Origin of the sequence: Ligilactobacillus sp. MP3, from assembly GCF_024436335.1 — a bacterium.
In the GTDB taxonomy this organism is placed as follows: domain Bacteria; phylum Bacillota; class Bacilli; order Lactobacillales; family Lactobacillaceae; genus Ligilactobacillus; species Ligilactobacillus salivarius.
On sequence record NZ_JANFQI010000001.1, the window covers coordinates 1 to 13,264 of the forward strand.

At 32.2% G+C, this 13,264-nt stretch carries 11 protein-coding genes, 4 tRNA genes, 1 rRNA gene and 1 pseudogene; 15 read left to right on the top strand and 2 right to left on the bottom strand.

Features of this window, described 5'->3' with window-relative positions; all coding sequences use genetic code 11:
* Positions 1 to 5: 5 nt before the first annotated feature.
* From NOU10_RS00005 to NOU10_RS00035, 7 genes are all read left to right on the top strand, one after another.
* Positions 6 to 77: transfer RNA gene (locus tag NOU10_RS00005), tRNA-Gly, on the top strand.
* Positions 78 to 79: 2 nt separating this feature from the next.
* A 5S ribosomal RNA gene (rrf, locus tag NOU10_RS00010) occupies positions 80 to 196 on the top strand.
* Between the two features lie 248 nt (positions 197 to 444).
* Positions 445 to 1,914 carry a peptide MFS transporter gene (locus NOU10_RS00015; protein ID WP_003700706.1) on the top strand — a complete coding sequence of 490 codons (1,470 nt, stop codon included), beginning with the start codon at positions 445 to 447 and terminating at the stop codon, positions 1,912 to 1,914.
* 149 nt (positions 1,915 to 2,063) lie between these two features.
* Positions 2,064 to 2,149, top strand: a tRNA-Tyr gene (locus tag NOU10_RS00020).
* 3 nt (positions 2,150 to 2,152) lie between these two features.
* Positions 2,153 to 2,224 (top strand) — tRNA-Gln (locus tag NOU10_RS00025).
* Between the two features lie 79 nt (positions 2,225 to 2,303).
* A complete protein-coding gene (proC, locus tag NOU10_RS00030; RefSeq protein ID WP_161022525.1) occupies positions 2,304 to 3,098 on the top strand; it encodes a pyrroline-5-carboxylate reductase in 795 nt (264 codons plus the stop codon).
* Positions 3,099 to 3,113: 15 nt separating this feature from the next.
* Positions 3,114 to 3,812: a GntR family transcriptional regulator gene (locus tag NOU10_RS00035; protein WP_003702624.1), complete on the top strand. Its 699-nt coding sequence runs from the start codon at positions 3,114 to 3,116 to the stop codon at positions 3,810 to 3,812.
* 73 nt (positions 3,813 to 3,885) lie between these two features.
* Here the strand turns inward: NOU10_RS00035 and NOU10_RS00040 are convergent, their stop codons facing one another.
* Positions 3,886 to 4,620: a WecB/TagA/CpsF family glycosyltransferase gene (locus NOU10_RS00040; protein ID WP_160995968.1), complete on the bottom strand. Its 735-nt coding sequence runs from the start codon at positions 4,618 to 4,620 to the stop codon at positions 3,886 to 3,888.
* A 151-nt stretch (positions 4,621 to 4,771) separates the two neighbouring features.
* On the opposite strand from NOU10_RS00040, the gene NOU10_RS00045 reads away from it, so the two are divergent.
* The 8 genes from NOU10_RS00045 to NOU10_RS00080 all read left to right on the top strand — a co-directional run bounded on the left by NOU10_RS00045 (position 4,772) and on the right by NOU10_RS00080 (position 12,658).
* Entirely contained in the window at positions 4,772 to 6,238 is a 1,467-nt protein-coding gene (locus tag NOU10_RS00045; protein WP_011476240.1) for a nicotinate phosphoribosyltransferase, read from the top strand.
* A gap of 19 nt (positions 6,239 to 6,257) precedes the next feature.
* Positions 6,258 to 7,085, top strand: coding sequence for an ammonia-dependent NAD(+) synthetase (nadE, locus tag NOU10_RS00050; protein ID WP_255905717.1), 828 nt, complete (start codon positions 6,258 to 6,260; stop codon positions 7,083 to 7,085).
* A gap of 69 nt (positions 7,086 to 7,154) precedes the next feature.
* Entirely contained in the window at positions 7,155 to 9,326 is a 2,172-nt protein-coding gene (locus NOU10_RS00055) for a Tex family protein (protein ID WP_255905718.1), read from the top strand.
* Positions 9,319 to 9,756, top strand: coding sequence for a SprT family protein (locus tag NOU10_RS00060; protein WP_255905719.1), 438 nt, complete (start codon positions 9,319 to 9,321; stop codon positions 9,754 to 9,756). Before NOU10_RS00055 ends, NOU10_RS00060 begins: the two co-directional genes overlap by 8 nt.
* 46 nt (positions 9,757 to 9,802) lie before the next feature.
* A tRNA-Leu gene (locus NOU10_RS00065) sits at positions 9,803 to 9,888 on the top strand.
* A 90-nt stretch (positions 9,889 to 9,978) separates the two neighbouring features.
* Entirely contained in the window at positions 9,979 to 10,959 is a 981-nt protein-coding gene (locus NOU10_RS00070) for a beta-ketoacyl-ACP synthase III (RefSeq protein ID WP_255905720.1), read from the top strand.
* Positions 10,960 to 11,017: 58 nt separating this feature from the next.
* Complete coding sequence (locus tag NOU10_RS00075) at positions 11,018 to 11,962, top strand: AEC family transporter (protein ID WP_160944262.1); 945 nt, start codon at positions 11,018 to 11,020, stop codon at positions 11,960 to 11,962.
* A gap of 21 nt (positions 11,963 to 11,983) precedes the next feature.
* Positions 11,984 to 12,658 (top strand): 2,3-diphosphoglycerate-dependent phosphoglycerate mutase, encoded by a 675-nt coding sequence (locus NOU10_RS00080; protein WP_003706506.1) that lies wholly within the window; start codon positions 11,984 to 11,986, stop codon positions 12,656 to 12,658.
* A gap of 169 nt (positions 12,659 to 12,827) precedes the next feature.
* Here NOU10_RS00080 and NOU10_RS00085 read toward each other — a convergent pair.
* A pseudogene (locus NOU10_RS00085) lies at positions 12,828 to 13,182 on the bottom strand (bacteriocin immunity protein).
* Between the last annotated feature and the right edge of the window lie 82 nt (positions 13,183 to 13,264).

The window sequence follows — 13,264 nt, forward strand, 5'->3', positions numbered from 1 at the left end:
AGTATGCGGAAGTAGTTCAGTGGTAGAACACCACCTTGCCATGGTGGGGGTCGCGGGTTCGAATCCCGTCTTCCGCTTATGTAGTAATGATGGCACGAAGGATACACCTGTTCCCATTCCGAACACAGAAGTTAAGCTTCGTAACGCCGAGAGTAGTTAGAGGAACGCCTCTTGCGAGGGTAGGAAATTGCTATATAGATTTAAGGAGCAGATATGCTCCTTTTTTTAATACCATAATATTTTAATTAGTAAATAATAAATATGCAAAAATATATTTTCATATTCATTAAAAAAATCTTTAAAATATTAAGGATATTGACCTTTTTATTAAGGTAACTTATAATTATATATGTCGTTATTTTTAATTTTATTCAAAATTAATTATAAAAAAGACAAAGTGATGTATAAAAAGTTACATCACTTAAGTTTGGAGGAATTTAATTTATGAATTCAGAATCAATGGACAAAGCTTTCTTTGGTCATCCTCGTGGATTATCAACTTTGTTCTTTACTGAAATGTGGGAACGGTTTAGTTACTATGGTATGCGTGCCATTTTACTATTCTATATGTACTATTCCGTATCCGATGGTGGTCTAGGAATTGATAAGACCACAGCTGCTTCTATCATGGCTATATATGGATCGCTTGTATACTTATCTAGTGTTATTGGTGGTTTCATAAGTGATAGAATTTTAGGAAGTCGCCGTACAGTATTTATCGGTGGTGTATTAATAATGCTAGGTCATATTGCGTTATCAACACCATATGGTAAGGGAGCTTTGCTCTTATCAATTATCTTGATTGTTTTGGGTACTGGCTTATTAAAACCTAATGTATCAGAAATGGTTGGTAGTTTGTATTCTTCAAATGACCCTCGTAGAGATGCTGGGTTTAATATTTTTGTTTTTGGTATTAACGTTGGTGCCTTGGTTTCACCAATTGTTGTTGGGCAATTAGGATTTAACGTTAACTTCCATTTAGGTTTTTCTTTAGCAGCTATTGGTATGTTCTTTGGTTTATTACAATATTGGTTAGATGGTAGAAAATACTTATCAAAAGATAGTTTATATCCTACAGATCCAATTGAATCTGATGAATTAAAAGGTTTACTTACAAAAACAGTTATTGGTATTGCTGCAATTGCATTAATATTAATAATTATGAATTTATTGAATGCACTAAATATTACTAATATTATCAATTTAATTTCTATTATTGCTGTATTAATTCCAATTTACTATTTTGTGTTAATGCTAAGTAGTAGAAAAATAACTAAGGTAGAACGTTCACGTGTATTGGCATATATACCTTTATTCATTGCCTCAGTTTTATTCTGGTCAATTGAAGAACAAGGTTCAGTTGTTTTAGCTTTATTTGCTGGTGAACAAACAAGATTATCATTGTTTGGATTCCACTTTGCACCTAGTTTATTCCAAAGTATGAATCCATTATTCATTATCATCTACGTACCATTCTTTGCATGGTTATGGGTAAAATTAGGAAGCAAACAACCATCATCACCAATGAAATTCTCAATAGGTTTATTCTTCGCAGGGTTATCATTTATGTGGATGATGTTACCAGGAATGTTATTTGGAACTGATAAGTTAGTTAGCCCATTCTGGTTGATTATTAGTTGGGCTTTAGTAATCATTGGTGAAATGAATATCTCACCAATTGGATTATCAGTAACTACTAAATTGGCACCTAAAGCATTCCAATCACAAATGATGAGTATGTGGTTCTTAGGTGATGCTGCAGCACAAGCTATCAATGCACAAATAGTTAAATTGTATAGTCATGGTACAGAAGTTATGTATTATGGTGTAGTTGGTGCTATTACAATTGCATTTGGTATTATTTTGTTATTCTTTGTACCTAAGATTGAAAAGTTAATGTCAGGTGTTTTATAAAATTAGTTTAGAAGAGTCTAGTAAATATGCTAGACTCTTTTTTACTGGAATAAAAAATTATTATTTTTTTTGAATATTCTCTTGCTTTTTTATCAAAAAACATGTATGATAATTAAGTCGGATATGTGATGTACATATTCAAGAAATATGGAAGGGTAGCGAAGTCTGGCTAAACGCGGCGGACTGTAAATCCGCTCCTTCGGGTTCGGTGGTTCGAATCCACTCCCTTCCACCATATTGGGGTATAGCCAAGCGGTAAGGCAACGGGTTTTGATCCCGTGATGCGCTGGTTCGAATCCAGCTACCCCAATTCTAGCGCAGATCATGTTGATGATTTGCGTTTTTTTATTACATTTATTATTACTGTAAAGCAAAGGATGGTTGAGATTATGAAGATTGGTTTCATAGGTGTAGGGAATATGGCAAAGGCCATAATTGAAGGTCTAATGAGTAAGGGTGTAGAAGCAAGGAATATTTTTATTCATAGTGCACATAAATCCAATTATGAAGTATATAGTCAAGAAACTGGAGTATCTGCTTGTGAAAGTAATAGTGAAGTTATTGAAAAATCAGATGTTGTTTTCTTAGCAGTAAAACCAATTGTAGTAGAAAAAGTATTAAAGGAAGTAAAAGATTCAGTTCTAACTCACAACCCAGTCCTAGTATCTGTTGTAACAGGTGTATCTGTAGCTGAGTTAGAGGATACACTAGGAAGTAAAGATGTAAAAATAGTAAGAACAATGCCTAACGTTAATGTAGAGATAGGTGAAGGAATGACAGCTTTACATAAGAATGATAATGTAAGTGATGAAGATTACCAACTTGTAAGAGAATTATTCGAAAAGATAGGTAAAGTTGCGGAAATTGAAGAAAAAGACTTTAGTACATTTGTAGCTTTAGCTGGAAGTTCTCCAGCCTTTGTATACTTCTTTATTGATAGTTTAGCACGTTCAGGTGTTAAATATGGATTAAATAAGCAAAAAGCAACTCAAATTGCTGCACAAGCTGTTTTAGGAAGTGCATTAAAAGTGTTGAAATCAGATAAAACACCATGGGAATTAGTAGATGATGTTTCCTCTCCTGGTGGAACAACAGTAGCTGGATTATTAGCAATGGAAGAAGCTGGGTTTATGACTTCTATTGTTAAAGGAGTAGATGCAACAATTTCAAAAGATAAAGGATAGAGAGGGGGATATAAGATGGTATCACCTGTTTATATACAGATTCATAATCAAATAAAAAAAGATATAGAAGCTGGCAAGTGGAAAATAGGAGAAAAGATTCCATCAGAAAGAGAATTAGCTGAAAATTTTTCTGTTAGTAGAATGACTTTACGTCAAGCTATTCAAACTTTAGTGGACGAAGGAATCCTTGAGAGAAAAATTGGCTCAGGAACTTTTGTAGCAAGAAAAAAAGTTCAGGAAAAAATGTCTGGAATTACGAGTTTTACAGAAATTACAGAAGCTCAAGGAAAAGTACCAACTAGTAAAACCGTCTCTTATTTAATTACTATTCCCTCACTAAGTGAAAGTGAAAAATTGAATTTAGATGATAATCAGAAAGTCTTAAGGATGGAAAGAATTAGATTTGCTGATGATGTGCCTATTTGTTTTGAAGTGGCCACAGTACCATTAGAATTGGTAAAGGATTATGACAAAACTCAGATTACTTCATCTTTATATAGAACTCTAGAAGAAAATGGGTTAATTATTGGTCATGCTCAACAAACGGTATCTGCTATGTTAGCTTCAGAAAGAATAGCGGACTTTTTACAATTAAAGAAAGGTGATGCTATTTTAAGGTTAAGACAAGTTTCTTTCTTACAAGATGGAAGTCCTTTTGAGTATGTACGTACCCAATATGCAGGTGATAGGTACGAATTTTATTTAGAAAAATAGTGTAGCAATAAAATAATGGCTTAGAATCAATGTTGTGAGTAACATGATTTTAAGCCATTTTTAGTATACTAACTTATTTTTTTAAGAATTTTTCTCTGTATATGAGTAACATGTATTTAGGTAGAGCCATCATTCTAATTATTCGTTGAGGTTCTTGAAGAAGACGATAAAACCATTCTAAATGATGTTTTTGCCAAAAAATTGGTGCACGTTTTGAGTATCCGGCTAGGACATCGAAACTACCACCGACTCCCATCCAAATAGAATCAGAAATATGGCGATACTTGTTAATAAAAAATTCTTGCTTAGGAAATCCTAGTGCTACAAAAATAATATCTGGGTTACTATTCTTTATTGTTTCGACAATATAGCTATCATCTTTAAAATAACCATCATTGATTCCAGCAATATGGATTCCTGGGTAAGTTTCCTTAATTTTTGAAGATAATGTCTGTGCAACTTCAGGTTTAGCACCTAAAAAATAAATTTTCTTATGTTCTTGATTTGCCCAAGAAAGTAGTGAAAGCATAGTATCATAACCTGTAACTCTTTCAGGAAGAGGCTTTTTAAGAATTTTAGCTCCTTTAATAATTCCAATGCCATCAGCAACAACATAGTCTGCAGAATTTATAATACTAGCATATTCTTTATCTTTTCTAGCAGCAAGTACAATCTCAGGATTAGCAGTAACTACAAAACGATTCAAGTGAAGATTAGAGTCAGTTTTTAATTGATCTACAAACTGCTTGTTAGTTATTGACAGAAAATTAATTCCTAAGATATTTACGAGTTTTGATTTATTAAACATAGAATCCTCTTTCAAATAGAATTTAAATTAATTATACAATATTTTTAGACGATATTTACTAAAAGTGATAAAATAAAAGTTAAATTACTAATTCGTACATTTTGTATGAAAATATAACCCAGTTCATAGTAACTGAGGAGGACATAGAGTTATGAAAAAAACATTACCAGATGATAGTTATACTTTACATACTGATTTGTATCAATTGAATATGATTGAGACATATTGGAGAAAGGGTATTGACCAGAAAAAAGCAATTTTTGAAGTTTTCTTTAGAGATTTGCCTTTTGATAATGGTTATGCTATTTTTGCTGGTTTGGAACGACTTGTTTCCTATATCAATAAGTTGAAATTTACTGAGACAGATTTGGAATACTTACGGGATGAAGTTGGTTACAAAGATGATTTTATTGATTATCTTAGAAATTTCAAATTTACTGCTACAATTCGTTCTGTTGTTGAAGGAGAAGTCGTTTTTAACAAAGAACCATTAATTCAAGTTGAGGGTCCTTTGGTAGATTGTCAGTTAGTTGAGACTGCTATTTTAAATATTGTAAATTATCAAACTTTGATAGCAACTAAAGCTGCTAGAATTCGTTCTGTAGTTGGAAATGATGCTTTAATGGAATTTGGTACTAGACGTGCTCAAGAACTAGACGCAGCCATCTGGGGAACAAGAGCAGCTTATATTGGTGGTTTTGATGCTACAAGTAATGTACGTGCAGGAAAGATTTTTGGTATTCCTGCTAGTGGTACCCATGCTCATGCACTCGTACAAGCATATCGTAATGATTATGAAGCATTTAAAGCATATGCAACTACACATAAAGATTGTGTATTCTTAGTAGATACATATGATACATTGAAGAGTGGTGTTCCAAATGCTATCAGAGTCGCTAAAGAAATGGGCGATAAGATTAATTTCTTAGGTGTAAGAATAGACTCTGGTGACATGGCTTATATATCTAAACGTGTGCGCGAACAATTAGATGAAGCAGGATTTAAAGATGCTAAAATATATGCTTCAAATGACCTAGATGAAAAAACAATCATGAACTTGAAAATGCAAGGTGCTAAGATTAGTGTTTGGGGTGTAGGTACTAAGTTAATAACAGCTTATGACCAACCAGCCTTAGGTGCGGTATATAAGATGGTAGCCATTGAAGATGAAAATGGTGAAATGGAAGATACTATTAAGATTTCAAGTAATGCTAGCAAGGTTTCTACACCTGGTCGTAAGCAAGTATGGAGAATTAATAAGAAGGCTGATGGAAAGTCTGAAGGAGATTACGTTGCTTTATGGTATGAAGATCCACGTAATGAAGAAGAATTATACATGTTCCATCCTCAATATACTTACATTAACAAGAAAGTCAAAGATTTTACTGCAAGACCTTTATTAAAAGATATTTTTGTTGATGGTGAACAAGTATATGACTTGCCATCCTTGAATGAAATTAAACAATATGCCCATGAAAGATTGGATAGTTTGTGGGAAGAATATCGTCGAGAATTGAATCCACAAGAATATCCTGTTGATTTATCTAAAGATTGTTATGATAATAAGATGAAGATAATCCATGATATTCATGAAAAAATTAATAGTGGTAAAATTTAAAAGAGAAGAAGGTTTAATTATGCGCCCTTTACAAGAGAGAATTATCAATGAATTGAAAGTAAAGCCAGAAATTAATGCGGAAGAAGAAATTCGTCGTTCAGTAGATTTTCTAAAAGATTATTTGAAAAAACATCCATTTCTAAAAGCATTAGTGTTGGGAATATCTGGTGGACAAGATTCTACCTTAGCTGGAAAGTTATCTCAAATGGCGATTTCTGAATTGCGTGAAGAAACAGGCGACGATGTTTATCAATTTATTGCTGTACGATTACCTTATGGAGATCAAGCTGATGAACAAGATGCTATGGATGCAATTGAATTTATGCAAGCTGATAAGACTGTTAGAGTAAATATAAAACAAGCAGCTGATGCAATGGTTCAAAGTATCGAAGAAAATGGACTTGAAATTAGTGACTTTAATAAGGGTAATATTAAGGCACGTGAAAGAATGATTGCTCAATATGGAATTGCTGGTGCTGTTTCAGGAGCAGTGGTAGGTACAGATCATGCAGCTGAAGCAATTACAGGTTTCTATACTAAGTATGGTGATGGTGGTGCAGATATTACTCCACTTTGGCGTTTAGATAAACGTCAAGGAAGAGCGATGTTAGAATTATTGAATGCACCTGAACATTTATACAAGAAAGTTCCAACTGCTGATTTGGAAGAAGATAGACCAGCCTTACCTGATGAAGTTGCCTTAGGTGTTACTTATAACGATATTGATGATTATCTAGAAGGTAAAGAAGTAGCTAATAATGTAGCAGAAAAAATTGAAAATTGGTTCTTAAAAACAGAACATAAACGTCATATGCCAATTAATGTATACGATACATTTTGGAAATAGATGTTTTTTAAAAGTTAGGTAAGTTCTAAGACAAGCCTAACTTTTTTATTATGAGAAAGGAAAGTATCGATGGATAAAAAAGTTTTAAAATTAACTAATGCTGAATTAAAGTATAATCCTAAAAAAATAGAAAAAGTAATTGAATTGCTAGAAGAAGGAAATACTATTCCTTTTATAGCTAGATATAGAAAAGAACTAACTGGAAGTTTAGATGAAGTCCAATTAAGAGAAATCCAAGTAACTTATCAAAGAAATGAAAAGATAGAAACACGTAAGAGTGAAGTTCTTAAGAAAATTTCAGAACAGAATAAACTTACAGAAGATATAAGAAATAAAATAAATAATGCAAGTACTCTTCAAGAGGTCGAAGATATTTATTTACCTTATAAGAAGAAAAGAAAAACTAAAGCACAAAAGGCAGTTGCAAATGGATTAGAACCATTAGCTAAGTGGTTATTGAGAGTAAATAGCGATGTGCCAATGGTAGAAGCTAAGAAGTATCTTAATAAAGAAGTACCTAATGAAGAAGTTGCCTTAAATGGTGCTGTTGATATTTTAGCAGAAGCATTTGGTGAAGAAGCACAATTAAGAGATTGGGTTCGAAAGCAAATGTCTAGAAAAGGAGTATTAATTGCTAAGGAAAAAGATAGTGAGAAAGATGAAAATGGCACCTATGAAGATTACTATAATTTTGAACAAGTAGTATCTAAATTAACATCATATCGAATTCTAGCAATTAATCGCGGTGAAAAAGAAGGAATTTTACGAGTAAAAATAAATACAGATGACGATTATGCGCTAAGATATTTACATTCTAGAATAATTGGTAGTAAGAAAAGTACAAGTAATGACTATGTAGAAAGGGCATATACTGAAGCGTATAAAAAATTTATCAAACCTGCCATTGAAAGAGAGCTTCGAGCAACTTTAACTGAAAAAGCTGAAAATGAGGCTATTAAAGTTTTTGGTGAGAATTTGTATAATTTATTAATGCAAGCCCCTTTGAAAAATAAAATTATTTTAGGAATGGATCCAGCATTTAGAACTGGTTGTAAGTTGGCGATTATTGACGAGACTGGAAAATTTTTAGTTAAAGATGTGATTTATCCACATGAAAAGCATAAAGGCGAGAAACCAAATCCTGAATTAAGAAAAGAAGCTGCTGAAAAATTAGAGACATTGATAAATAGATATAATGTTGACATGATAGCAATTGGGAATGGTACAGCAAGTCGAGAATCAGAAAAATTTGTAGCAGAAGTTTTAAAGAAGATAGATAAAGAAGTATATTACGTAATTGTAAATGAATCAGGAGCTTCTGTATATTCAGCAAGTGAAATAGCAAGAGATGAATTCCCGGATTTTAACGTAGAAGAACGTTCGGCTGTAAGTATAGCTCGAAGATTGCAAGATCCTTTAGCAGAATTAATAAAGATTAATCCTGAATCAATTGGTGTGGGACAATACCAGCATGATTTACCACAAAAGCAACTAGATAGCGAAGTTGAAGCGACTGTTGAAACTGCAGTTAATAAAGTTGGTGTGAATTTGAATACAGCTAGTATCCAATTATTAACCTATATTTCTGGATTGAATAAAACAACAGCTCAAAATATCATTCTTTATCGTGAAGAAAATGGAAAATTTCAAAATCGAAAAGAGTTAAAAAAGGTTCCTAGATTAGGTCCTAAAGCTTATGAGCAGGCGGCAGGCTTTTTAAGGATTATTGATGGGAATGAGTCTCTAGATAATACAGATATACATCCAGAAAGTTACACGCTAGCAGAAAAATTGATAAAGGATCTAGGCATTACTAAAGAAGATATGGGTACTAACACTATAAACGATAAGTTAGCGAAATTTAATGTTGAAAGATATGCAATAGATAATGAATTAGAAGTAATAACTGTTAAAGATATTGTAAAAAGTTTGATGAAACCAGGGCGTGATGGTCGAGAAAGTATGCCAATGCCTTTATTGAAATCAGATATTTTAAAAATAGAAGATTTAAAAGCAGGAATGCAACTAGAGGGTACGGTAAGAAATGTTGTTGATTTTGGAGCATTTGTTGATATTGGTGTAAAACAAGATGGACTAGTGCATTTATCAAAACTAAGTAAGAAATATGTTTCTAATCCACGAGATGTAGTTGCGGTAGGACAGATAGTTACTGTTTGGGTTGAAGATGTTGATCTAAATAGAAAGAGAATTCAATTAACAATGGTAAATCCAAATGAATAATAGAGAACTATTAGAACTAACTCGAAAAATTTCTAATTCTTATTTTAATAGAGAATTTAAGCACGAAATAAAGTTTAATAGTAGGTTGAGGACAACTGGGGGACGGTATTTTTTAAGTAATCATAATATAGATATTAATCCTAGGATGTTAACAGAATGTGATATGGATACTTTGATAGGTGTCATTAAACACGAACTATGCCATTATCATCTCCATATTAATGGTTATGGGCATCAGCATAGGGATAAAGATTTTAAAATATTATTGAAAAAAGTTGGAGGTTTAAGATATGCTCCAACTTTAAAGGCAAGCTATAAAAATATTTATGTTTGTCAAAATTGTGGAAAAAAGTATTATCGACAAAGGCAAATAAATACTAGCAAATATGTATGTTCTCATTGTCACGGGAAATTAAAATTAATTGAATAAGCACTTGCTAAATAGGGTTAAACTTGATATAATTATCTCTGTTGTCGCGGGTATGGCGGAATTGGCAGACGCGTCAGACTAAGGATCTGGTGGGCATTATTGCCCGTGATGGTTCGAATCCATTTACCCGCATACAGAGGTGAGCATAGGAGTCTATATTGGCTACTATGCTTTTTTATTTTATAATATATTTTGATGATTAAAAATAAAGTGAGGTTCTTTATGAATAAGGGAATAAAAATGGTATCTATAGCAGGTTATCTACCTGATAATGTTGTGACAAATGATGACTTGAGTAAAATTATGGAAACATCTGATGAGTGGATTCAAAGTCATACAGGTATTAAGCAAAGATACTATGCTTTTAATGAAAATACGTCAGATTTAGCTACTGAAGTAGGAAAAAAACTTCTAGAAAGAGCAAATCTTAAGTCAGAGGACATGGATTTATTAATAGTATCAACTATCTCTCCAGATGCAATTACACCATCTACAGCAGCTATTGTAGAGAAGAAGTTAAATTTAAAGTCAGCTTTTGCCTTTGATATTTCTGCAGCTTGTGCTGGGTTTATCTATGCTTTAAGTACAGCCCATAAATTTTTAGTTTCAGGTTTATATCGTCGAGCAATGGTAATTAGTGCTGAAACAAATTCTAAAATGATGGATTTTAAGGATAGAACATCAGCTGTTTTCTTTGGCGATGGTGCTGCTGGAATGATTGTAGAGGCGACTGATGATGAAAAAGAAAACATTTATTTATCTGAGAAATTGGTTACGGTAGGAAATGAGGAGGTTATTCATAGTGGTAGAATTGCTCCTCTTAAGGAAATATCTAGTGATAATTATCCAAGTATGGACGCTTTTTATCAGAATGGAAGAGAAGTTTATAATTTTGTAACAACAGATATAGTTAAGCATATTAAGAGATTTTTAGAGACAAATAAAGTAAACTCCAAAGATTTGTCGTATGTTGTAACTCATCAGGCTAATTTACGATTGATAGAAATTATATCAAAAGAGATTGAAGTTCCTCTAAATAGGGTGGCAACTGATGTTAAGGAATGCGGTAATACTTCTTCTGTTGGAATACCATTAGCCTTGGCTAGAAAGTTTGAGGATGAAAATATAACAGGTAAGGTTCTATTAACAGGTTTTGGTGCTGGTTTAGCTTATGGATCTATTCTTTTAGAATTTGGTGAATAATTGATGATAATTGTATGTTATACTATTCATTAATTAAGGATAGAGAAAGAGTGATTAGATGGCAGTATTTTTCCAGAGTATCTCCGGTGTATTAGTAATCTTGGTAATGATTGCTGTGGGATATTTTTTAGAGCAAAAGGGATGGTTTGATGATAAATCAACCAAATTAATTGCTAAAATCGTTACCCAAGTATCATTGCCTTGTTATATGTTGGGGACAATTGTTAGTAAATTTTCAGCTAAAGAATTATTACGAATGATACCTGATTTGAGATTCCCGGTAACTTCGATGTTAATTTTGATGGGAATTGCTTTTGCCGTTGTTCATATTTTTAAAATCCAAGATAAACATGCGGGTTTATTTACTTCAATGTTTTTTAACTCTAATACAGTTTTTGTAGGTTTACCGATTAATATGGCCTTATTTGGTAATAAAAGTATCCCCTATGTATTAATTTATTATATGGCTAATACAACATTTTTTTGGACAATTGGTACTTACTTAATCCAAAGAGATGGTGATAAGAAAACAGCTTTTGATTTAAAAAGAACATTAGGTAAAATATTTTCACCTCCATTGTTGGGATTTATAGTCGGAGTTATCTTTGTATTGTTAAAAGTGAAATTACCGACATTTGTTAACTCAGATTTATTATATCTAGGTAATTTGACAATACCATTGTCTATGATTTTTATCGGTATTTCGATTTCTAAAGCAGGACTTAATAGAATCTCTATTGGAAAAGATAATCTTTTGTTGTTATTAGGAAGATTTATTTTAGCTCCTCTAATGATGTACATACTAGTTACACCTACTAATATTCCTTTGTTAATGAAACAAGTATTTATTTTACAAGCAGCGATGCCAGTTATGACGAATGCTCCTGTTGTAGCTAACTTATATGGAGCAGATTCGGAATATGCAGCTGTAATGGTTACAGAAACCACGTTAACATCATTAATTGTTGTTCCAATATTGATGGTAATAACGCAAAATATCTGATAGATAAGAGAGTGATGAATTTTGGTTAAGCTTGTATTGCTTAGACATGGGGAAAGTACGGCTAATGAGGCAAATATTTATACTGGTTGGTCAGATGTTCCATTGACAATTAAAGGTTGTGAACAAGCTAAAGTTGCAGGAAAAAAATTAAAAGAAGAAAATATTACTTTTACTAAAGCTCATACTTCTTTGTTAGAGAGAGCTATAAAAACGGGAATGATTGTATTAGATGAAATTAATCAGTCATGGATACCACTTGAAAAGACTTGGAGATTAAACGAACGTCATTATGGAGCATTGAGGGGATTAAATAAAGAATTTACAAAGCGTAAATATGGAAAACACCAAGTTGCTTTATGGAGACGATCGTTTGATACCGTTCCTCCTATGTTGGATGAAAGGATAGAAGAACCTAAATATAAGAAATATCCTTCTACAATTATTCCACGTGCAGAAAGTTTAAAGGATGCTTACAATCGAATACTACCATATTGGGTTGATGAGATAGCACCTGAGTTATTACATGGAAATAATCAAATTGTGATTGCTCATGGAAGTACGTTAAGAGCAATGATTAAATATATTGAAAATATTAGCGATGAAGGAATTGATGGCGTAGAAGTTGCTAATGCTGAACCAATTATTTATGAATTAGATAATAAACTTCGAGTAATCTCAAAGAAAATATTAAAATAAAAAATTAACGTGAATATTGAATATAGTTGACTAATTTTTTGTTGTTAGGAAAAAAGCTCTATGAGGAACTAGTAGTTTTCATAGAGCTTTTTATACTTAGAAATACAAAAAGACAACTTCATTAGAATATGAAGTTGCCCTAGTATTAACGATAATTAAAATTCTTCAATTAATGACGAGGAATTTCTTCGAAAATGCTATAGAATTGAGATTTAGCAGAGTAGTCAGCCATATAGACACCATTTAAACCAGCTCTTTGTCCCAAGACGCCAATATCAGCAATTAATTTTTCTTCATTAGTTGGAAAGTGAATTCGTCCAGCTAAAGCTACACTACGAATGTAATTAACCAATCGATTAAGTAATGCTTCAGGATTTTTAGTTTCAGGTAATTTACGATAAACTTGTGCTAAAACATCAATAATATCTAACAATTCAGATTGTTTTTTTTTCATAATTATTGAGTATCCTTAATAATTCTTTGATATCAGTTTGCGCTTGGTTAATAAGTTTTGTTCTTTCCATATCCTATACCTCATTTACATTGAAGTAACAATTGTTGTAACAATATCCATAAATTTTTATGTTTATGTGATATTGATTGTTA

What these genes read in the sequence shown, in the direction of transcription:
- NOU10_RS00060 (WP_255905719.1), top strand. Translation starts at nt 9,319, where the DNA reads ATGAATAATAGAGAACTATTAGAACTAACTCGAAAAATTTCTAATTCT.
- NOU10_RS00015 (WP_003700706.1), top strand. Translation starts at nt 445, where the DNA reads ATGAATTCAGAATCAATGGACAAAGCTTTCTTTGGTCATCCTCGTGGA.
- NOU10_RS00035 (WP_003702624.1), top strand. Translation starts at nt 3,114, where the DNA reads ATGGTATCACCTGTTTATATACAGATTCATAATCAAATAAAAAAAGAT.
- NOU10_RS00070 (WP_255905720.1), top strand. Translation starts at nt 9,979, where the DNA reads ATGAATAAGGGAATAAAAATGGTATCTATAGCAGGTTATCTACCTGAT.
- NOU10_RS00075 (WP_160944262.1), top strand. Translation starts at nt 11,018, where the DNA reads ATGGCAGTATTTTTCCAGAGTATCTCCGGTGTATTAGTAATCTTGGTA.
- NOU10_RS00040 (WP_160995968.1), bottom strand. Translation starts at nt 4,620, where the DNA reads ATGTTTAATAAATCAAAACTCGTAAATATCTTAGGAATTAATTTTCTG.
- NOU10_RS00045 (WP_011476240.1), top strand. Translation starts at nt 4,772, where the DNA reads ATGAAAAAAACATTACCAGATGATAGTTATACTTTACATACTGATTTG.
- nadE (WP_255905717.1), top strand. Translation starts at nt 6,258, where the DNA reads ATGCGCCCTTTACAAGAGAGAATTATCAATGAATTGAAAGTAAAGCCA.
- proC (WP_161022525.1), top strand. Translation starts at nt 2,304, where the DNA reads ATGAAGATTGGTTTCATAGGTGTAGGGAATATGGCAAAGGCCATAATT.
- NOU10_RS00055 (WP_255905718.1), top strand. Translation starts at nt 7,155, where the DNA reads ATGGATAAAAAAGTTTTAAAATTAACTAATGCTGAATTAAAGTATAAT.